Origin of the sequence: Achromobacter marplatensis (assembly GCF_002209535.1) — a bacterium.
GTDB classification, from domain to species: Bacteria; Pseudomonadota; Gammaproteobacteria; order Burkholderiales; family Burkholderiaceae_B; genus Achromobacter; species Achromobacter marplatensis.
Window position 1 is genome coordinate 477,673 of record NZ_NJIG01000002.1, and the last position, 20,534, is coordinate 498,206.

The 20,534-nt window shown below is 65.2% G+C and carries 22 protein-coding genes; 12 read left to right on the forward strand and 10 right to left on the reverse strand.

All coding sequences use genetic code 11. From position 1 onward, the window contains the following. Positions 1-14 precede the first annotated feature (14 nt). From CEY09_RS05740 to CEY09_RS05760, 5 genes are all read right to left on the reverse strand, one after another. Entirely contained in the window at positions 15-347 is a 333-nt protein-coding gene (locus tag CEY09_RS05740) for a DUF4148 domain-containing protein (protein ID WP_088587892.1), read from the reverse strand. Positions 348-560: 213 nt separating this feature from the next. Continuing rightward, positions 561-1,646 carry a LuxR C-terminal-related transcriptional regulator gene (locus CEY09_RS05745; RefSeq protein ID WP_088587893.1) on the reverse strand — a complete coding sequence of 362 codons (1,086 nt, stop codon included), beginning with the start codon at positions 1,644-1,646 and terminating at the stop codon, positions 561-563. Positions 1,647-1,940: 294 nt separating this feature from the next. Then, positions 1,941-3,044 (reverse strand): ABC transporter substrate-binding protein, encoded by a 1,104-nt coding sequence (locus tag CEY09_RS05750; RefSeq protein ID WP_088587894.1) that lies wholly within the window; start codon positions 3,042-3,044, stop codon positions 1,941-1,943. Next, positions 3,034-4,443 carry a sensor histidine kinase gene (locus CEY09_RS05755; protein WP_088587895.1) on the reverse strand — a complete coding sequence of 470 codons (1,410 nt, stop codon included), beginning with the start codon at positions 4,441-4,443 and terminating at the stop codon, positions 3,034-3,036. Before CEY09_RS05755 ends, CEY09_RS05750 begins: the two co-directional genes overlap by 11 nt. 3 nt (positions 4,444-4,446) lie before the next feature. Beyond that, positions 4,447-5,157: a response regulator transcription factor gene (locus CEY09_RS05760; RefSeq protein WP_088587896.1), complete on the reverse strand. Its 711-nt coding sequence runs from the start codon at positions 5,155-5,157 to the stop codon at positions 4,447-4,449. 156 nt (positions 5,158-5,313) lie between these two features. Between CEY09_RS05760 and CEY09_RS05765 the strand changes: the two genes are divergently transcribed. Further along, positions 5,314-6,654: a CitMHS family transporter gene (locus CEY09_RS05765; RefSeq protein WP_006223695.1), complete on the forward strand. Its 1,341-nt coding sequence runs from the start codon at positions 5,314-5,316 to the stop codon at positions 6,652-6,654. Positions 6,655-6,691: 37 nt separating this feature from the next. Next, positions 6,692-7,432, forward strand: coding sequence for an SDR family oxidoreductase (locus tag CEY09_RS05770; RefSeq protein WP_088587897.1), 741 nt, complete (start codon positions 6,692-6,694; stop codon positions 7,430-7,432). 12 nt (positions 7,433-7,444) lie between these two features. Here CEY09_RS05770 and CEY09_RS05775 read toward each other — a convergent pair whose 3' ends face one another. The 4 genes from CEY09_RS05775 to CEY09_RS05790 form a co-directional block, all read right to left on the reverse strand. Continuing rightward, entirely contained in the window at positions 7,445-7,849 is a 405-nt protein-coding gene (locus CEY09_RS05775) for a hypothetical protein (protein ID WP_006223697.1), read from the reverse strand. Between the two features lie 71 nt (positions 7,850-7,920). Next, complete coding sequence (locus tag CEY09_RS05780; protein ID WP_088587898.1) at positions 7,921-8,313, reverse strand: type II toxin-antitoxin system HicB family antitoxin; 393 nt, start codon at positions 8,311-8,313, stop codon at positions 7,921-7,923. Between the two features lie 188 nt (positions 8,314-8,501). Next, the gene (locus tag CEY09_RS05785) at positions 8,502-9,797 is read right to left on the reverse strand and encodes a hypothetical protein (protein WP_088587899.1); all 1,296 of its coding nucleotides are present in this window, start codon (positions 9,795-9,797) and stop codon (positions 8,502-8,504) included. Positions 9,798-9,856: 59 nt separating this feature from the next. Continuing rightward, complete coding sequence (locus CEY09_RS05790) at positions 9,857-10,300, reverse strand: hypothetical protein (protein WP_088587900.1); 444 nt, start codon at positions 10,298-10,300, stop codon at positions 9,857-9,859. 462 nt (positions 10,301-10,762) lie between these two features. On the opposite strand from CEY09_RS05790, the gene CEY09_RS05795 reads away from it, so the two are divergent. From CEY09_RS05795 to CEY09_RS05810, 4 genes are all read left to right on the forward strand, one after another. After that, complete coding sequence (locus tag CEY09_RS05795; RefSeq protein WP_006223700.1) at positions 10,763-10,966, forward strand: cold-shock protein; 204 nt, start codon at positions 10,763-10,765, stop codon at positions 10,964-10,966. 40 nt (positions 10,967-11,006) lie between these two features. After that, complete coding sequence (locus tag CEY09_RS05800; RefSeq protein WP_081534077.1) at positions 11,007-11,264, forward strand: hypothetical protein; 258 nt, start codon at positions 11,007-11,009, stop codon at positions 11,262-11,264. A gap of 131 nt (positions 11,265-11,395) precedes the next feature. Then, the gene (locus CEY09_RS32380; protein WP_175216751.1) at positions 11,396-11,932 is read left to right on the forward strand and encodes a hypothetical protein; all 537 of its coding nucleotides are present in this window, start codon (positions 11,396-11,398) and stop codon (positions 11,930-11,932) included. A gap of 106 nt (positions 11,933-12,038) precedes the next feature. Continuing rightward, entirely contained in the window at positions 12,039-12,395 is a 357-nt protein-coding gene (locus CEY09_RS05810; RefSeq protein WP_088587901.1) for a gamma-glutamylcyclotransferase family protein, read from the forward strand. A 16-nt stretch (positions 12,396-12,411) separates the two neighbouring features. Here CEY09_RS05810 and norR read toward each other — a convergent pair whose 3' ends face one another. Then, positions 12,412-13,941, reverse strand: a complete 1,530-nt coding sequence (norR, locus tag CEY09_RS05815) for a nitric oxide reductase transcriptional regulator NorR (protein ID WP_088587902.1) — start codon at positions 13,939-13,941, stop codon at positions 12,412-12,414. Between the two features lie 153 nt (positions 13,942-14,094). Between norR and ytfE the strand changes: the two genes are divergently transcribed. The 6 genes from ytfE to CEY09_RS05845 all read left to right on the forward strand — a co-directional run bounded on the left by ytfE (position 14,095) and on the right by CEY09_RS05845 (position 20,461). Beyond that, on the forward strand, positions 14,095-14,766 hold the full coding sequence (gene ytfE, locus CEY09_RS05820) for an iron-sulfur cluster repair protein YtfE (RefSeq protein ID WP_088587903.1): 672 nt from the start codon (positions 14,095-14,097) through the stop codon (positions 14,764-14,766). Positions 14,767-14,978: 212 nt separating this feature from the next. Beyond that, positions 14,979-15,896 (forward strand): DUF808 domain-containing protein, encoded by a 918-nt coding sequence (locus tag CEY09_RS05825; protein ID WP_088587904.1) that lies wholly within the window; start codon positions 14,979-14,981, stop codon positions 15,894-15,896. 222 nt (positions 15,897-16,118) lie between these two features. Further along, complete coding sequence (locus CEY09_RS05830; protein ID WP_006223710.1) at positions 16,119-16,988, forward strand: alpha/beta hydrolase family protein; 870 nt, start codon at positions 16,119-16,121, stop codon at positions 16,986-16,988. A gap of 58 nt (positions 16,989-17,046) precedes the next feature. Then, on the forward strand, positions 17,047-17,991 hold the full coding sequence (locus CEY09_RS05835) for an ABC transporter permease (protein ID WP_006223711.1): 945 nt from the start codon (positions 17,047-17,049) through the stop codon (positions 17,989-17,991). Next, complete coding sequence (locus CEY09_RS05840; protein ID WP_006223712.1) at positions 17,988-18,809, forward strand: ABC transporter permease; 822 nt, start codon at positions 17,988-17,990, stop codon at positions 18,807-18,809. The genes CEY09_RS05835 and CEY09_RS05840 overlap by 4 nt, the downstream gene beginning before the upstream one ends. Beyond that, a complete protein-coding gene (locus CEY09_RS05845; RefSeq protein ID WP_088587905.1) occupies positions 18,806-20,461 on the forward strand; it encodes an ABC transporter ATP-binding protein in 1,656 nt (551 codons plus the stop codon). The genes CEY09_RS05840 and CEY09_RS05845 overlap by 4 nt, the downstream gene beginning before the upstream one ends. The last annotated feature ends 73 nt before the right edge of the window (positions 20,462-20,534 follow it).

A 20,534-nucleotide genomic window follows, 5' to 3' on the forward strand; every position in this document is an offset into this window, starting at 1 on the left:
AGCAGGCAAACGTGTCACCATTTGCCCGGGTTTTGCGATTGCGATTGCGACTGCATTTGCGACGAGGTGGTGCCGGGCCTTACCGTGTCCACGTATTTTTTATAGCTGTCGATGTATTCCGGGCTGTTGATGTCTGGCGTGTTGTCGCTATTCCAGTTTCTTTCGACGCCGGATTGCTTCCAGGCGGCCAGGTCGCGCATGACGTCGTCGCGGCTCAGGGCGACGTTCGGCTCGGGCGTGGCGGTGGTCGGGGCGGCTCCCATTTGTGCAACGGCGGGGCCGGACAGCAGCGCAAAGGCCGCCAAGGCCACCGGGATGGCGGCGCGGAGGGTGAGGATGGGCTTCATGAAGTGCTCCTTGATGACAAGCGTGATCGCAGCTTTTCCTTGACGGGATGCGTGGGCGCAGGCTCGGACAAGGACCGCTGCGGGACCGGATTGCCCCCTCTCTCATGGCTTCGGGCCCATCGTAGGGCCGCATGGGTGCAGGCCACATACTCAAAATTGGGTACGCCCGCAGGCGCCTGGACGGCGGCCGTTTGGCTTGGCGGGCAGGGCGACCTACAGCAAGGAGGCTAAGCGCACCAGTTCCGCCTGCCGGTTGCATTCCATTTTGCTGAGCAGGGAGGCAACCTGTTTGCGCACCGTCAGCACCGAGGCCTGACGCAGGGTGGCGACTTCTTCCACGCTATGGCCGGCGGCAAGACCAGCGAGGACAGCCGCTTCGGCATGCGTGATGGCAAACACGGATTCCAGTTTGGCGACGTCGGGCATCGCGAAGGCGCTTTTCTTACGCATGCGGATCAGCAACATCCTGCCGCCGATCAGGTTCAGGGCGTGTGGCGCGGGGCTGATGTCGATCCAGAAGAACTCTCCCCAGCCGGACGCGGTGGCCAGCGACCGCGTTTTGCCGTCCCGGACGGCTGCGGCGCAGTTGGCGTCGAACAAGCGCTGCACCTTGTGGTCGGCGTGCCGCAGCTTGCCGCCGCGCACCGTCCAGCCTTGGGCGTCGTCCAGATACCGCACCGCCAGCGCGGACATCTCGTTGACCATGGATTCCTTGCTGATCAGCAAGATGGCTTCGTCCAGTTCCGAGAAGGCGCGTTCAATGGATTGCCAGCCGACGGCCAGCGCTTTTTCGCGCTGCGCGAGGTGGCTTTGCAGCGTGCGGAAGTATTGGGCGAAATCACCGGACTGCAGGCGCTGACTGGCTTTGGGGTCGACCGTCGAGCGCTGGAAACCGATGGTGGCGTGCAGCACGGTGTTGGACTCGACGATCAGGCTCAGGATTTGCGCCATCCGGTGCTTGAGCATGAAGTCCGTATAGAACTCCGTGCGTTGCAGCTGGTCGGGGCTGTACATCTGCGCCGTGTCTAGCCAGGTGCCGGCAGGGGCCTGCCGGGAGTCCTGTTCCAGGATGTCGCAACGGTGGTAATGGCCTTGGTAGTCGGCATAACACGCATCCGAAAATCCGATGGCGGACAGGTTCAGCAGCTTGTTGCGGGCATCGAAGACGATCAGCGTGCCGCTGTCGGCGCCGACCAGGTCGCGGGCGGTGCGCAAAATATCGTGCCAGGGCGGCTCGGGGTCGGTCAGGTGATGCACGGCGTCGATCGCGCGCCGCAAAACAATCTGATGCTCGGCCATGGTGTACCTCCAACGCTGGTTCAAACGTAATTGCTGCTACGTGTCTCAGGTGCTGGTGGGGGAGCTTCGGCCTATTCGGACCAAAGCGGTGCTCGGCTGCTGCGGATCAGAGCGGAAGGGTTGGCGAGGTGGGGCGCATGGATAGCGGCCGCCGCGGACCCAAGCGGAAATTATCCTCGCAAAATGGCGGCGAAGGACAAAATCGTTACGCCCTGCGATCAGGAAAAGTGCCGCGTTTGCCACGCGTGGTGCAGCCGCACCGGGGTATTTCGACCGGATGGGCAGGCAGGCGCCCTAGGGCTTGGCGTTTGCCGCAGCAGAAGGCAATACCGCGACCCGCCAGAAGTCCAGGAAATGGCGCTTTTTCAAGGGGTCCAGATACACCAGCAATCCCACGCCCAGGCCCATCGGACGCACGCCTGCCGCAGGGACGACGGATGCGCTGACGGGCCGCATGCCGGATTGCAGCGAGACCATTTCCTGTCCGCGCGCCGACAGCAGATAGTCCAGAAGCAGGGCGCCCAGGTCTGCACGCGGCGCCTGCCTGGGAATGACCGCCGACCGTGACAGCATCAGCGTGTAGTCCTGCGGGTAGATGATCGCCAGCGGCGCGCCTTGGTCGATGCGGTGCCGGGTGTAGGACTCCAACAGGTTGTAGGCCAGTGTGATGTCGCCGCGCTCGAGCTTGTCCAGGGCGTCTTCGGTGGATTGATGGACGGTGACGCCGCTCGCGCCCAGCGCCGCCAGCAGCGCGCCGGCCATGCTGTCCAACCGGGTGTCCTGCGTGGCAGCCAGGTAACCGATGCCGCTGCCCTGGACGTCGTATGTGGAGATCTTGCCGGCCAGGGGCTGGTCCGGGGCCTGCAGCAGGGACAGCAGTTCGCGTCGGGTGCGGGGAGCGCGGGCGGCGTCGAGCTTGCGCGTGTTGTAGACCATCACGATGGGATCGGTGCCGATGCTGAAGACCTCGTCCCGCCAGTTGGCCCAGGCGGGCAGCGACCGCGTCTCGGGCGAGACATGGGCTTGCGCGTAGCCGTCGTTGACGAGCTTGGTCTGCAAGTCCATGGCGCTGCTGATGATCAGGTCCGGGCCGGATCGGGCAGCGCCGGCCTGACCACGGGCCACGGTTTCAGCGTAGAGCTCCTGCGTGGTCAGTTCGGTGTATTCCAGGCGGATCATGGGGTTCAGCCTGCTGAAGTCTTCCAGCACGCCTTTGAACACCTGCACGCTGTTGGAGGCGTGCAGGACCAGCACGTGCTTGCTGTCGGCAGGCCCCAGCGTGAGGCCCGCGCCGCTGGCTTCCTGGGCATGCGCCGTGGGCAGGAACAGCAGCAAGGCGGCGATTGTGACCAGGCCGCGGCCGAACCCGCGCAGGGATGATAGGGTGTCACGCATCATGGGGGCCGGCCGGTAAGGTGATGACGGCGTCCAACCCGCCGCCCACGCGGTTGCTCAGGCTGAGCTTGCCGTGATGGATGTCCACTACGCGTTTGATGATGGACAGGCCCAGGCCGGCGCCGGGCGTGCGGGGATTGGGGCCGCGTGCAAAGCGTTCAAAGGCGGTGTTGGCCAAGGCCGGCGGAATGCCTGGTCCCTGATCGGACACGATAATCCGCCAGCACGCGTCGTGGCGGTCAAGACGGATGTCGATGTGGCCGTCGGGACTGGCGCCGTGGCGCAGCGCGTTGTCGATCAGATTCTTGAAGGCCTCGCGCAGCATCAGGCTGTCGCCCTGGATGAGCGGCGCTTCGCCCGCCGCCGTGCCTGGCAGGTGCAGGCGCACGTCGGGCTGGGGGTCGGCTTGCGGGATGGTGTCGTAGGCCGCCTGGCTCAGCAGCTCGGCCAGGTTCACCGGTTGGAACTGTTTGACGTTGCTGCGGTGGATGACGCTGGCGTCGCTTAACAGCTGGTTCACCAGGCGCGACAGCTTTTCCGCATTGCGCAGCACGGCCAGCAGGCTGCGGCGTTGTTCGGCGGCGTCTTCCTCATCCAGCGCCACCTCCATCTGCGCGTGCAGCGCGGCCAGCGGCGTGCGCAGTTGATGCGCGGCCTCGGCGATGAACAGGCGCAGCGTATCCAGGTTGTCCGACAGGCGCGCCATGAAGCCATCCAGCGCGTGGACCAGCTTGTCCAACTCTTCAGGCACGGGCGCGTGGATGGGATGCAGGTCCGACGCGCTGCGGGCGGCAAGTTCGCGTTCAATGCGCTGGATGGGCGACAACGAGCGCTGCAGGCCCCAATACGCCAGGGCCAGCGCCGCCGCGGTGAAACCCATCAACGCCAGCGTGCCTTGCCAGAGGATGCCCTGGGCCAGCGCATTGCGCGCCTCGCGGGTCTGTGCCACCTGGATGACGGCCACCTCGGCGTTGCGCGGGCCGGCCACTTTGCGGGCCATCCAGGCAATGCGCACGGGCTCGCCCTGGTAGACGGCTGCGTACAGTTGGGGGACGCCGGCGGTGGTGGCGGCGTCCACGCCGGCCGGGGCTGGCAAGTCCCCATAGCCCGAGATCAGGGCGCCGTCGCCGGCGGCCACGCGATAGAACACCCGGTCGCGCGGGGCTTGCTCCAGCAGCGCCAGCGCGGCATACGGCATGTCCATCTGCCATTCGCCCTGCACCAGCTGCAGGCTGTCGGCCATGGACAGGACGGAGGCGCGCAGCAATTGGTCGTAGGTGGTGTCGGCAGTCTGCTGCGCATACCCGCGCACCAGCAGATAGAGGGCGCCCAGGCCCACGGCAAAAAGCACCAGCAGCATGGTCAGCAGCCGGCGTCGGACCGAGAGGCGGCGGTGCTGCACAGCTTAGTCCTGCGGCGTGTCGGGCGCTGCGGTGCTACGGCCCGTGTCGTCGGCCGCGGTCAGCAGATAGCCGGTGCCGCGCTGCGTTTCGATGCGCAGCGGCGATCCTTCCAGCTTGCGGCGCAGGCGGGCGATATAGACCTCGATGGCGTTGGGGGCGGCATCGTCGTCGAAGGCGAACAGCTTGTTGGCGATTTCCGATTTGCTGACGGCGCGGTTCATGCCGGCCAGCAGGATTTCCAGCAGGCTGTATTCGCGCTTGGGCAGGTCGATGCGTTGGCCGGCCAGGGTCACCTGGCGGGCGGCGCTGTCGATGGTCAGGTCGCCGAAGCGCTGCACACCCGTGGCCTGGGCGATGGGCCGGCGCAGCAGGGCGCGGCAGCGGGCTTCCAGTTCGCGGAAGTCGAAGGGTTTGGCCAGGTAGTCGTCGGCGCCGGTATCCAGGGCATGGACACGGTCCTCGATGTCGATGCGGGCGGTCAGCGCCAGCACCGGCGTCTTGCTGCCGCGGTCGCGCAGCCGATGCAGGATGTCGAAGCCGGACATGCGGGGCAGCCCGATGTCCAGGATGACCAGATCGAAGGTCTCGTACTGGAGGACGCCGTCGGCGCTGAGACCGTCGTTCTGCAGGTCCACGGCATGGCCGAGACGGCGCAGCCGGCGGACGATGGCGTCGGCCAGATCCTCGTCGTCTTCGATTACCAGGATGCGCATGGGCCCGATTGTAGTGCCGTCGGCTACCCCGGTCTTGCGGGCTTGCTTACAAAAAAACGACAGGTTCCAGACAGCTTTTCTTCCTAGTCTTCTGCACCTGCTTCCCCCGCCGGAGGCAGTGCCACACATAACAACGACTAGTCGGAGATACCCCTCATGCTTCTGACCCTGCTTGGCTTCGGCATGGTGATCACGTTCATGACGCTGATCATGACCAAGCGCCTGTCGCCGTTGGTCGCCCTTATCCTCGTCCCCATTATTTTTGCGTTGCTGGGCGGCTTCGGCGCCGGCATCGACAAGATGATGCTGGACGGGATCCGCAAGATTGCGCCCACGGGCGTGATGCTGATGTTCGCCATCCTGTATTTCGGGGTGATGATCGACGCCGGCCTGTTCGACCCCATCGTGGGCCGCATCCTGCGCGCGGTGAAGGGCGATCCCTTGAAAATCGTGGTCGGCACCACCGTGCTGGCCCTGGTGATCTCGCTGGACGGTGACGGTTCCACGACCTACATGATCGTGGTGGCCTCGATGCTGCCGCTGTACCGCCGCCTGAAGATGAACGCGCTGTCCATGACCTGCCTGGCGATGCTGGCCAGCGGCGTGATGAACCTGACGCCGTGGGGCGGGCCGACGGCGCGCGCCGCCAGCGCCCTGCACGTGGACGCGGGCGACATCTTCGTGCCGCTGGTGCCGGTGATGGGCGTGGCGATTGTCTCGATCCTGGTCCTGGCGTTCTTCCTGGGCTTGCGTGAACGGCGCCGCCTGGGCGTGCTGTCGCTGCCCGCTGGCGCGTCGCTGCATGCCGGCTACGACGAAGACGGCCCCAAGAACCTGCCCGAGATCGAAGTCGACCACGACCTGCGCCGCCCCAAGCTGCTGTGGGTGAACGCGGGCCTGACGCTGGCGCTGATGGTCAGCCTGGTGATGGGCATCCTGCCGCTGCCGGTGTTGTTCATGATCGCCTTCGCGGTGGCGCTGATCATCAACTACCCGAACCTGGCCGAGCAGCGCCGCCGCGTCGCCCAGCATGCGGGCAACGTGCTGTCGGTGGTGTCCCTGATCTTCGCCGCCGGGATCTTCACGGGCATCCTGTCGGGCACGGGCATGGTGGAAGCCATGTCGCGCAGCCTGCTGGCCGTGATTCCGGATGCCATGGGTCCGTACCTGGCCGGCATCACCGCGCTGGTCAGCCTGCCGTTCACGTTCTTCATGTCGAACGACGCCTTCTACTTCGGGGTATTGCCGATCCTGAGCGAAGCCGCCCAGGGCTATGGGATTTCACCGGTGGAAATGGCGCGCGCATCGCTGATCGGCCAGCCGGTGCATCTGCTGAGCCCTCTGGTGCCGTCGACCTACCTGCTGGTCGGCTTGGCCGGCGTGGAATTCGGCGACCACCAGCGCTATTCGCTGAAGTGGGCCACGATGGTCTGCATGGTAATGCTGGCGGCCGCCCTGGCGTTCGGCCTGTTCCCCCTGGTGGGCGGGGTCGCTTGATCCGCGGCGCCTGCCGCACTTTCATAAAGGAACGTTCATGGCTTTGCGTATTGCTTACGTCACCAGCGGAATGGGCCACACGGGCACCGCGATCTGCCAGGCGCTGCATCATGCCGGACACCGTGTGGTGGCCGGCTGCGGCCCGCGCTCGTCGCGCCGCGACGGCTGGCTGAAGGAACAGAAATCCCTGGGCTACGACTTCGTCGCCTCGGAAGGCGACGCGACAGATTGGGTCTCGACAGAGGCGGCGTTCGCCAAGGTCCGCCGCGAAGTTGGCGAGATCGACGTGCTGGTCAACAACGCCGGCTCGATGCTGGACATGCGTTTTCGCCAGATGGCGTATGCGGACTGGTCGGCCGTGCTGCGCAGCAACCTGGACACCTTGTTCAACAGCACCAAGCAAGTGGTCGACAGCATGGCCGACCGCGGCTGGGGGCGCATCATCAACATCGGGTCCGTGGCGGCGGAAAAAGGCCAGATCGGCCAGATCAACTACGCCACGGCCAAGGGCGCGGTGATCGGCTTCACGCGGTCGCTGGCGCAGGAAGTGGCGGCGCGCGGCGTGACGGTGAATCTGGTGTCGCCGGGCTTCATCGCCGACGATACCGTCAAGGCCTTCCCGCCTGCGCTGCTGGACCGCATCATCGAAAGCGTGCCCGTCGGACGGCTGGGCACCGCCCGCGACCTGGCAGGGCTGTGCGCCTGGCTGGCGTCCGACGAAGCGGCGTTCGTGACGGGCGCCAACTACGCCATCAACGGCGGCGTATACATGAGCTGACGGCCAGCGCGCCTAGTGAGCGCGGCGGTTCAGGAAATCCGGGATGGACGTGGCGGTGCGCTTGCTGTCGGCCAGCCACTCCACGCGCCATTCGGTGATCCGCGCTTCGGTGAAATGCTCGAAGACGCCCGGGGTGGGTTCGTTGATGGATTCAAACTGCCGGACCAGCACCAGCGGCTGCTCCGCGCCCGGCGTCTCGTTCGCGCATTCTGCCGCGTCCTCGAAGGTAGCGAACGCGTAGTAATAGTCGTCGCCGTCGTGCAAGTCTTCGCCGCCCGCATGCGGGTGCACCCACACGCGGTACTCCAGCACGTCGTCATAGAAATACCCGCCGCCGGACTTCGTCAGGGCGGGGTATTCGCCGACCTGGTCGGGATCGATGGCGGCGGGGTAGGGGGAAGGAGCGGAAGACGTCATAGTGCAGAATTCTTGCAGGGGTTGATGGGGCGCGACATGCAGGGCGACACCTTATCCGATCTTTGGCGGGATTAGTGCGTCAACGCCAGGTGGGCAATGTATCCGGACCGGCTCTCTCCGGCAGCGCGCGCCTTTGCGTCGATCCTGGCGAGTATTCGGCGAGGCAGGGTGATATTGACGCGTTCGATGGTGTCATCCATCACGGCAGGATCGATTTCAACGATCGCCCAGATCCAGCCTGCGAACTCCGGCTTCGATTGATGCGTGTGAATGCGGCCGGGAGGGGGCACAGGTTCACCGCTGTCTAATGCAGACTCGATCCAAAGTTCGATCGCTTCTTTGGCGTTCTCGATGGCGTCGTCGATGCCCGAGTCGGCGGCAGAAAAGCAACCGGGCAGATCCGGGACTACCACGCCCCAGGCTTGCACGTCGCTACCGGGTTCTATGGCGATGGGGTATTTCATACGTTTCCTTGGCCTCGGGCATGCCTGAATACCCATCCCGCCCGGCGTAACTGCTTAATGATCTCTAGGCTGTTCATGATGTGTACCATACACATCGTGAAAATGAAACGAGCGCGCGCTTATGATTTATCAGACGGTGCGACCGGGCAAAGGCCTCCGTATGCGCAAGCGTTGGGAAAGCCCGCAGGCTACGTGCATTGCCACAGCTGCCCGCTCACGCGGCAGTCCGGGCACCAGAACGTGTAATTGCAGCCCCCGCTGCCCCATAGCCATTCGCCGCCGTCGGCCTGGGGCAACCCGGAATCCAGCTGCATGACGGCAGCCATGTCCTGTTGGCAGTCGGGGCAGGCGGGGTAGTCGGCGGATTGCACCCAACTGGGCGCGCCGCCGACGCGGCTGAGATTCTGGCGGCCGTTCGATTCGCCCCAGTCCTGGCAGGTCCAACGGGCGGGCGCGGTAAAGAGCTGGACCTCGGCCTCCAGCAAGGCGCCGGCGACGAAGTCGGGTGTCGACGGGGCGTCGCGCTGCTGCACTGGATGCGCGCTGGCGACGCCATCGGCATCGTGCCGGTAGAACAGCGGACCGTCGCTCTCCCAACCCTGGCAGGACAGGCATGTCGCGAATTCGATTGGGCTGCCGCTCTCGATGCCCGCGCGGGCGGGTTCGGGCAGGGACAGCAAGCGATGCAAGGGCGCATGGCACAGTCCGCAGGTGCTGGCAAGCTCGCCGCCCATGCGCGCATGCGTGACGGGCGGCGTCCCGGCGTTCCAGGTGGGATGGGCCCTGTGGATGTCGCGCCGCCAGGCGGGTTGATCGGCCAGCATGCGCTTGCGCTGCGCGGCGTTGAAGCCGATATGCAGGGGCCGTTCCGTGTGCAGCGAGCGCAGGCCGTCGGCGTGCCGGGTGTAGCCGGCAAGCATCAGCCAGGACGCAGCAGCGGGATCCGAGGCATCGGGGAACAGTCGCGTCAACGCGTGCAACACGGCATCGGGCCGGCGCGACCGCAGCAAGGCAATGGCGCGTGCGCGGCCTAGCGTTCCTTCGGTGGTGTCGTGCTCAAGCGCGGCGCACCAGGCTTCCAATGTAGCGGCGTCCAACGCGCGCCAGGCCTGGCCATCAAGATATTCCGGACCGCCTTCGCCCGCGTGCGCGGCGGCCAGCAACGGTTCCCAGCTGCCCGCGAAGACATGAGGGTATTGCAGGGCGGCGGAATCCAGCACGGCAGACAGGAGGTCCGACCGGTCCCCTTGCATCGCGCGCTGCCAGGCCAGGCTGACCGTGGCCACATACGTGTCGTCGTCCATCAAGTCGAGCGCGGCGTCGATGAACGTGGCGTTATCGAGCGACCGGTCCAGCGCCAGCGCGACCAGATCGCCCAACGCCTTGGGGTCTTCACGCTGCAGTTGCAGCGTTTGCGCCATGGGGTCGTTGTTCTTCCAACCCAGGCGTTCGAAAGCATCCAGAATGGCAGTGGGGTCTTGCATGGGCGGGCCCTGATAATTTTCAGGCCAAAAGCATATCCCATGCGGGCCAGGCAGGCGCCTTACCGCCCCAGTTTCATCGACACATCCGTATGCGTGCCGCGGTCCAGGTCTGCACCAAGAGACTGATCCCAGTCGGGCAGGTTCAACAGTTCCTTGCCGATTTCGCCCGCTTCGATGCGGCGGGCGATGTCGTCCAGCAGCAAGGTGCGCGTGGCGAAGCCCTTGCCTTGGAGGTCCCGCGCGAACAGCCGGTACGTCAGGTTGGGTTCCGCGCCTTTCATGACACCCAGGTCCAGGATGCGGCCTTGTTCATTGCGCATCAGCAGATGCCCGGGCCGGGCGTAGATGCGGTAGATGCGCCAGGGCGACGAGATGGCTGCGTGTTCGCGCTGTGCTTCACGCTTGGGCTCGCCGCTGTTGCCGCGAGGCGGCATGGATGCGGGCGGAAGCAGTTTGACGCAGGCGTTTGCGAATTTTGCGATCGACCTTCTGAATGCGCTCACGCGTATTCTGCGATCGGCGCGGACGCCATTGACGCGACGCGTGACATTGGAAGGGACTGCGAGAGGTTATTACGTTGAATGGGCATGACCATACTCCTGTATGGCGATACGGCGAAGGTAACGCACGTTCAAGCACCATCGCACCAGCATACGCGCTTTACCTCGCGCGCGTAGTTAAAAGCAGGGTTGGTTACGCAATAGGCAAACAATAAGGGGCATGCAGACATGCAGGCGCGTTTTTTTCGGGCCAAATAACCGCCAATTGGAACCGTAATAACTATTTGGTGGTAATCGGAAACGCCGATTGACTTTAAGAACCCCTGCACCCATAGTGGGCTTGAAGCTTTTCGAGCATCGTGATTTTCGTCCGGTCTTGCACCCTTGGGGGCGCTTCATTGTTCGCAGTCCTTTCCTTGACAGGCTCATTTCGCGGGCGGTGCTCGCATTTAAAGGAAAGAGATTATGGAAACCGGAATCGTCAAGTGGTTCAACGACGCCAAAGGATTTGGCTTCATCATGCCCGAGAACGGCGGCAAGGATTTGTTTGCGCATTTCTCGGAAATCGTGAGCGACGGGCATAAGGTGCTGCTGGAAAACCAGCGCGTCAGCTATGTCACCGCGCAGGGCGCCAAAGGCCCGCACGCCACGCAAATCCGCGCTTTGTGAATGAAGGCCCTTGCGGCCTTTTGATCAAATAGGGGGTTTCATGTTTCACAACAATATGGTCTACAAGGGCTATCGGCTCACCGCTAGTGTTTCCCGGATTTCAGTCGGGGGCAGTGGCCGGCCCGCCTTCACCGCAACGGTTGCGGTGGAACTTGCGGCAGATCAGGACAAGCTCAACGAACATCATGCCGTACCGTTGTTCGAATCGGGTGGATTCGTTTCCAGCCCGGGAATGGCGGTGGATGCCGCGATCAATCATGGCAGGCTCGTGGTTGACGCACATGCCAGGCCAGTTTGATGTCCGGCAGCATCGCGCTGCGCATATGCCTGACCGGGCCGCCCTGAATTCCACGGGCGGCCTTTTATTTTCCAGCGGCGTCGTTTGATCCTGCCGTTGGTGCTTTTACCCCGCATGCCCAGGAGAATCGCATGTCGAATTCAACCGGCAGGGCAGGCAGGGCGCGATGGGACGATGAAGGCGGCGCGCGTTTTTCCGCGTTGGCCACGTCATTCGCGCTTGAGCAACTGGACGACGCCGAGCAGCGCATCCTGGCTTTTCTTGGCGCCTCTGTGCTGAACCAGTGGCAGGAACTTCCGCAAGACGCGCGGCAACGCATCCTGGCCCTTGGCATGGCGCAAGCCGACTTCAATCCTCCGCAAGTGAAGATGCGGATTGCGCGTTTCATGGCGGACGGCGGCAGCGGCCGACCCGGGGACATGCCGCCCGTGCGCATGCGGCCGGGCATCACGCGCGTGGAGCGCGACGACGACGATTTTGTCGACCGCGCCAAGACGGCTTATAAGCAGGACGGTGGCGCTGAAGAGCCGGCGCACTATAGCCACATCAACGAATTCGAAGGAAAACGTGTCGTCGTCCTGCGCAACAAGCGCGGGGTGCTTGCCGTGTACGAAGACGTGCAAGGCCTAGTGACGCGGCTGGCGCGCTGGCCGGCTTCCTGGGTGTAAGGCAAGACGGGTCGGCGCCTGTTCAGCGCAGCGCGTCGACCTTTCGGATGCATCGTGGACGCACTGGTGTAAAGTCATTTCCCCACGATTTTTCCCTGAAGGAACGATGGTGAATGACTCCCACGAAACGTCGATACTGCTTTTCTCGTACGGGACGCTGCAGGACAAGGCGGTGCAGTTGGCCAATTTCGGCCGCGAGCTGACCGGGCGGCCCGATGCGATGACGGGGTATGTCCAGCACTGGGTGGCCATTACCGACCCGGAGGTCCTGAAGACCAGCGGCAAGGCCGAGCACCCCATCGTGTACGCCAGCTACGACCCGAAGGACGAAGTCCACGGCACGGTGTTCGAGATCAGCCAGAAGGAACTGCATGCCGCCGACAGCTATGAAGTCGCGGACTACAAGCGCGTCTCGGTGTTGTTGAAATCCGGCGTGCACGCCTGGGTGTACATCAAGGCCTGATGCGCCGTCTTCCGCCTTATTGCTTCAGCCCCAGGCGCCGCGCCAGCTTGTGCAGGTTGCTGGGGTCCACGTCCAGCGCGCGTGCGGCATGGGCCCAGTTGCCGTCGTGCGCCTGCAGCGCCCGGCGGATCGCCTGGCGTTGGCAGGCGTCCACCGTGTCGCGCAATGACGGCTGGCCGGCGGCCGGCCCGTCATCTAGCGCCAGCGCTTCCGTGACGGGCACCGGCGCGTTGTGGTCCGACACGTCCAGCAGGCTGGTCTCAAGCGTGATGATGTCGTTGCGGTTGGCGCCGTGGCTGACCGCCTTGATGGCGGCCCGGCTGATCACGTGTTCCAGTTCCCGCACGTTGCCGGGCCAGGAATAGCGGCGCAGCATTTCTTCGGCGTCTTCCGACAACCGCAGGCTGCGCAGGCCCAGCCGCGCGCGGTTCAGTTCCAGGTAGCGGCCGGCCAGCAGCAGCACGTCATTGCCGCGCTCGCGCAGCGGCGGGATCGGAACGGGGTAGACCGACAGGCGGTGATAGAGGTCGGCCCGGAAATCCCCGGCCTGCACCAGGTCGCTCAGGCTGCGGTTGGTGGCCGCCACGATGCGCACGTCCACCGTGCGAGGGCGGTCGTCGCCCAGGCGCTGGATCTCGCCGTTCTGCAGCGCGCGCAGCAGTTTGGCCTGCACCAGCAGTGGCAGTTCGCCCACTTCATCCAGGAACAGCGTGCCGCCGTTAGCCGCTTCGAAGCGCCCGGGCCGGTCGGTGACCGCGCCGGAGAACGCGCCCTTGGCGTGGCCGAACAATTCGCTTTCCGCCAGGGACTCCGGCAGGGCGGCGCAGTTCACGTGTACCAGCGGCTTGCCGCTGCGGCGCGACAGGCGGTGCACGCGATGCGCGAACAACTCCTTGCCGACACCGGTTTCGCCCAGCAGCAGGATCGGCAGGTCGGAATCGGCCACCACCTGGATCTCGTGCAGCAGCCGGGTGATGGGCGGGCTGTTGCCCAGGATTTCGTGCCGGTCTGGCGCCACGCTGTCGGCGGGGGCGGGGCCGCGGGCGTCGCGCAAGGCGCGGATCTCGGTTTCCAGCCGCGTGGTGCGCAGCGCGGCTTCGACCAGCACGATGGCGTCGCGCAGTTCGGACTGCGCTTGCCCGTCGAAGGTGCCGACATCCAGCGCATCCAGCGTCAGCACGCCCCAGGGTTTGCCTTCGACGTGCAGGCTGGTACCCATGCAGTCGTGCACCGGCAGCGGCTCGCCGGCCATGCCGTTGATCAGGCCGTCATAGGGATCGGGAAGCGTGCTGTCGTGGTGGAAACAGGTGACGCCGCGCCGGGCCAGGATGGCGGCCAGGCGCGGGTGCTGGTGCACGGCAAAGCGCCGGCCCAGCGCGTCCTGGGTCAGGCCGTCCACCGCGATGGGGCGCAGATGGTCTTCTTCCTGTTGAAGCAAGGCCACCGCGCCGCAACGAAAATGCGCACGCAGGCTGGAGACCAGCCGTTGCAGGCGGATGGCCGGCGGCAGGTCGGCGACCAGGTCGGCAAGCAAGAGGTTATGCATGGGGTGGATTTTACCGTCCAAGGGTGATTAAAACCCTATCGCGCGACGGTGCTATCTACCCTGTATTTTGCAGGTGATTGATTTAACGCAAGATTTTTCTGGCACGCTTTTCGCGTCTATCCCAGTACCCGTCAAGATCACTGGAGAGACGCGATGAGCATGGTTGAGCAATCCCTGGGCCAATTGGCCCGCAGCATTCCGGGCGCCACGCAAGTGTTCCACGAATACGACCTGGATTTCTGCTGTGGCGGCAAGAAAAGCCTGGGCGAGGCAGCGGCCCAACGGTCGCTGGACCCGACCCAGATCGAGGCGCGCCTCGTCGCGCTGTCCCACAATCCGCCCCAGGAAACGGATTGGGGCCAGGCGTCGGCCGCTGAACTGATCGACCACATCCTGGCCCGCTATCACGACGTGCATCGCCAGCAGTTGCCCGAGCTGATCCGGCTGGCCTTAAAGGTCGAGCAGGTGCATGCCGACAGCCCGGATTGCCCGGCCGGCCTGGCGGACCACCTGCGCACGATGCAGCAGGAACTGGAAAGCCATATGCAGAAAGAAGAGCAGGTGCTGTTTCCCATGCTGGCCCGCGGCCATGGTGCGATGGCGACGATGCCGATCATGGTGATGCGCATGGAGCACGACGACCATGGCGTGGCACTGGAACGGCTGCTGGCGCTGACGCACGACCTGACGTTGCCGCGCGCCGCATGCAATACCTGGCGCGCGCTCTATTTGGGCATCCGCACGTTCAAGGAAGACCTGATGGCGCACATCCATCTGGAAAACAACATCCTGTTCGACGATGCCGCGGCGCCGGCGCGCAACTAAGCGGCCCACCGCCCCGGGTTCCGCCTAGCGGTCCTGGGGCGGCACCCCGTCCAGGCTGCGGCGCAGCGCCTCGTGCGCGGCCAGGTCCACGTGGCGGTGGTTGCGCCAAGCCCGATCCCGACACAAAAGGAATGAAAACGGCCAACCATGTTGCAGCCGGGCGGCGCTTGCCGCCTGTACACTCGGATCACCTTAGGCTCAGGGGATCCTGGATGGCTGGTAGCAGTTTCTTCGCATTGTTCGACGACATCGCCACGATTCTGGATGACGTCTCCGTCATGACCAAAGTGGCGGCCAAGAAGACGGCCGGCGTGCTGGGCGACGACCTGGCGCTGAACGCGCAGCAAGTGACCGGCGTGCCGGTCAACCGGGAATTGCCCGTCGTGTGGGCGGTGGCCCGGGGTTCCTTCATCAATAAGCTGATCCTGGTGCCGTCGGCGCTCTTGATCAGCGCCTTTCTGCCATGGGCGGTGACGCCGCTGCTGATGCTGGGCGGGGCGTTCCTCTGCTTCGAAGGCGTGGAAAAACTGGCCCACAAGTTCCTGCCGCATGGCGAGTCCGCCGAAGGTAATCATGCCGCCCGCGCAGAAGCCCTGCAGAACGCGTCCGTGGACATGGTCGCGTTCGAGCGCGACAAGATCAAAGGCGCGGTGCGCACCGATTTCATCCTGTCCGCCGAGATCATCGTCATCAGTCTGGACGCCGTGGCGAACGCCGATTTCACGCGCCAGGTGCTGGTGCTGTCGATCATTGCCGTGGCCATGACGGTAGGTGTCTACGGGCTGGTGGCCGGCATCGTCAAGCTGGACGACCTGGGCCTGTACCTGAGCCAGAAGCGGTCGCAGGCGACGGCGTGGCTGGGCAAGCGCATCGTGGGCGCGGCGCCCTACCTGATGAAGACTTTGTCGGTGGTGGGCACCGCGGCCATGTTCATGGTGGGCGGCGCCATCCTGACCCATGGCATCCCGCCTGTGCATGCCGCCGTGGAGCAGGCCGCCGCCGCGGTGGGCGGGGGCGGCGTGGTCCATGCGCTGACCGCCACCTTGCTCAACGCCCTGTTCGGCATCGCCGCCGGGGCAGTGGTGCTGGGCGTGGTCAGCGTCGTGAAGCGGCTGTTCAAGAAAGGCTGAACGCCGTGCGGCGCCGCACCTGTGCGGCGCCTTGATTACCTCTCCCCCCAGGATGACACGACGGCCGGGCCTACCGGTCCGGACCCGTTGGCCCTAGGGAATCCCCTGCCTTGTTGACCGGAAACGCATGCGCCTAAAATTGGCGCCAATTTATGTGATTATTGTTCTGACCACCGGCATAGACCATGTGCCCGCCCGCGCGGCCATGGAAACGAGGAAATCATGCAGTCCAACGCAGCTCCCGCCATCCAACCCGACGCCGCCCGCGCGCGGGCCATGTACGACCTGGGCCACAGCACCGTTTTCGCGGCCCGCACCGATCCGCGCTTTTCCTATTGCATGTATGTGCCCCCGCACATCGACGCCGCCAAGCATCCGATGGAGCTGGTGGTGATCATGCACGGCACCGGCCGCGCCTTCGTGGAATACCGCGACGCGTTCGCCGAGTTCGCGCGCTGGAACGACTGCATCGTCCTGTGCCCGCTGTTCCCCGTGGGCCCGCTGGGCGACGGCAACCGCGACGGCTTCAAGCAGCTGCGCGAAGGCGATATCCGCTACGACCAGATCCTGCTGGACATGGTGGCTGAAGTCGGTGAGAAGTTCGGCCGCGATTTCAAGAAGTTCGGCCTGTTCGGCTATTCGGGCGGCGGCCAGTTCGTCAACCGTTTCGCCTACCTGCACCCGGAAAGCCTGTGGGCCGTGTCGATCGGCGCGCCGGGTTCGGTCACGCTGCTGGACCCGAGCCAGGACTGGTGGGTCGGTGTGCGCGACGCCGAGGCCCGCTTCGGCAAGGGCGTCGACATCGAGGCGCTCAAGCAGGTGGCGGTCCACATGATCGTGGGCAAGGCCGACCTGGAAACCTGGGAAATCACCCATCGCGAAGGCGGCAAGTTCTTCATGCCGGGCGCCAACGACGCCGGCAAGACGCGCCCCGAGCGCCTGGAATCGCTGCGCCGTTCGTTCGAAGCCCAAGGCGTGAAGGCGGTGCTGGACGTGGTGGAAAACGTGCCGCACGACGGCTTGAAGTGCGTGGGCCAGGTGCAGGACTTCCTGGCGGGCGCGCTGCACAAGTTGCGACATGCTGATAATTGATATCGCTGGACGCGGGCGCGGCGCACCGCCGCTCCGCGTCTGGGAATAGGAGAGGGCCATGCTGCGTTTTGCGCTATCCCGAATTGTCATGGCCGTGCCGACCCTGCTGATCGTGGCGGTGGCGGTGTTCGTGATGATCCGGCTGATTCCGGGCGATCCCGCCCAACTGCTGCTGGGCGACCTGGCGACGCCGGCCGCCCTGGCGGACCTGCGTGCGCGCCTGGGGCTGGACCAGACCTGGCTGACCCAGTTCGGCATCTGGTTCGGCAACATGCTGCACGGCGATCTGGGATCGTCCATCAACACCGGCCAGCCCGTGCTGCCGCTGGTGTGGGACCGTTTCCTGATCAGCGGGCGCGTGGTGCTGGTGGCGGTGCTGTTTGCCGCGCTGGTGGCCGTGCCCGCCGGCATGATCGCGGCCTGGAAGCAGAACAAATGGCCCGACCTGTTCCTGGTCGGTTCGGCAACCCTGCTGGTGTCCATCCCGACTTTCTGGCTGGGCTTGCTGCTGCTGATCTTCTTTGGCCTGAAGCTGCAGTGGCTGCCGGTGGTGGGCTACGTGTCCATTGGTGAAGACTGGAAGGCGGGCCTGTTGTACCTGGCCATGCCGATCCTGACGCTCTTCCTGCATGAGATCGGGGTGCTGATGCGGATGGCGCGCGCCAGCACGCTGGAAGTGCTGCGGCTGGACTACATCACCCATGCGCGCGCCAAGGGCCTGTCCGAATCGGCCGTGTTGATGCGCCACGCCTTTCGCAACGCCTTCGGCCCGACCTGGACGTTGATCGGCCTGGTGCTGGGCAACCTGTTGGGCGGCATCGCGGTCGTGGAAACGGTGTTCACCATTCCCGGACTGGGGCGTTTGCTGGTGGATTCGATCTTCGCGCGCGACTATCCCGTGATCCAGGGCTGCCTGCTGTTCGTGGGCGTGGTCTACGTGATTGTGAACCTGCTGATCGACCTGTGCTATCCCATCTTCGACCCGAGAGTGACCGCCGAATGAAAAAGCGAATCGCAGCTAACGCGCTCCTGGGCGGCGTGATCGTCGGGGCGATGATCGTCGCGGCGATCATGGGCGCCTTCTGGACGCCGCATGACCCGCTCAAGATCAACTTCGTCGCCCGGCTCAAGCCGCCCGGCGGAGACTTCCTGCTGGGCACCGACGAATTCGGCCGTGACGAGCTGTCGCGCCTGTTGGCGGGCGCATCCAGCAGCGTCTGGATCAGCCTGCTGACCGTCACGTTCGCCATCGTGGCGGGCACCGCCATCGGCACCCTGACGGGTTTCGTGCGCGGTTGGACCGACCGCATCATCATGGCCTTCAACAACGCGCTGCTGGCCTTTCCGGGCCTGCTGCTGGCGCTGGGGCTGCTGGCGGTGGTGGGCGCCAACAAGTACGGCATCATCCTGGCGCTGGGACTGGCCTACACGCCGTCGGTGACGCGCATCGTGCGGGGCACGGTGCTGTCATTGCGCGAAAAGGAGTTCATCGAATCGTCCCGGGTGCTGGGAAATTCCGAGCTCTACACGATGTTCCGGCACGTGCTGCCTAACTGCGTGGCGCCGCTTACCGTATTGGCCACATCCATGTTCGGCTGGGTGATCCTGGCGGAAAGCGCGCTGTCCTTCCTGGGCCTGGGCGTGCCGCCACCCGCACCGACCTGGGGCAACATGCTGGCCGCCGCGCGTCCGTTCATGGCGCAGGCGTCGTACCTATCCATTCTTCCCGGCCTGGCCATCGCGCTCGCGCTGCTGGGGATCAACCTGCTGGGCGATGCGGTGCGAGACCGTCTCGATCCCCGCATGAGGGGCGTGCAATGAGCGCACTGGTATCCGTATCGAACCTGACCCTGACGGTAGGGTCAGGCGGCCGCGAGATCGTCAGCGGCGTGTCCTTCGAGGTCGCGCCGGGTGAAATGGTCGGCATCGTTGGGGAATCCGGCAGCGGCAAGACCCAGGCCGCGCGCGCCATCATGGGGCTTACGCCCGCGCCGCTGGTGGTGGCGGGCGGGGCCATCCTGTTCGAAGGCGTGGACGTGACCAAGGCCGAACCGGCCGTGCTGCGCAAGCTGCGCGGCGCGCGCATCGGCATGGTCTTCCAGGAACCCATGACGTCGCTGAACCCATCCATGCCGATCGGCCGCCAACTGGACGAAGGCCTGAAGCTGCATCGCAAGGACCTGTCCACGGCGCAGCGCCGCGAACGCATTCTTGAGATGCTGCGCCGCGTGGGCATCCGCGACCCCCAGGGGGCGATGGACGCCTGGCCGCACGAGTTTTCGGGCGGCATGCGCCAACGCATGATGCTGGCCTCGGTGATGCTGCTGGAGCCTGCGCTGCTGATCGCCGACGAGCCCACCACCGCGCTGGACGCAGTGGTGCAGCGCGACGTGCTGGAACTGATGGTGGATCTGACGCGCGAACATCATACGGCGGTGTTGATGATCAGCCACGACCTGCCGATGGTGGCGCGCTACACCGAGCGCATGGTGGTGATGCAGCATGGCAAGGTGCTGGAAACCGGCACGACCGCCGGCATCCTGGAGCGCCCGCAGCATCCGTACACGCGCAAGCTGCTGGACGCCATGCCGCGCCGCCTGCCGGCCCGCAAGCTGGCGCCGGAGCCGCCCATCGTCGAAGTCAAGAACCTGGTGGTGGACTACGCAGGCCATCAGCGCCTGTTCTCCCGCACGGGCGCCAAGCGCGCCTTGAATGGCATCGACCTGCACGTCCAGCCGCGCGAAGTCGTGGCGGTGGTGGGCGGATCGGGCTCGGGCAAGACGACGCTGGGCCGGGCAATCGCCGGCCTGCTGTCGCCCACCTCGGGCCAGATCCTGTTCCGCAACCAGCTGGTGAACCGGCGCTCGCCCGCCTGGCGCGACTACCGCTTGAATTGCCAGATGGTGTTCCAGGATCCGTATTCGTCGCTGGACCCGCGCATGACCATCGGCCAACTGGTAGGCGAAGGCCTGCGCATGCTGGACGACATGCCTTCGGCGGATAAGCGCCGCCGCGTGGACGAGGTGCTGGCCGAGGTAGGCCTGGGCTCCGAATACGCCAAGCGCTTTCCGCACGAAATGTCCGGCGGCCAGCGCCAGCGCGTGGCGATCGCCCGCGCCATCGTGCGCCGGCCGGCCTTCGTGATTGCCGATGAGCCGGTGTCCGCGCTGGATGTGACCGTGCGGGCGCAGGTGCTGGACCTGTTCGCCGACCTGCAGGAACGGCACGGCTTTTCGTGCCTGTTCATCAGCCACGACCTGGGCGTGGTCGAGCAGGTGGCCGACCGGGTGGTGGTGATGCGCGACGGCGGCATCGTCGAGCAAGGTTCGCGCGACGCCGTGTTCGACCGGCCGCAGGAAGACTACACGCGCAGCCTGCTGTCGGCGATTCCGGCCCTGGAATCCACCGATACCGGAGGGGTGCGCCTGCGTTGGCGGCTGGACGGCCAGGAGCCCTTGCGGGCAAGCGCCTGAGGGCAGGGGGGGAACCCCCTGCTATCGCCGCAAGAAGTTATGCCTAAAATACGCGCTTGGAATTGATTGACGG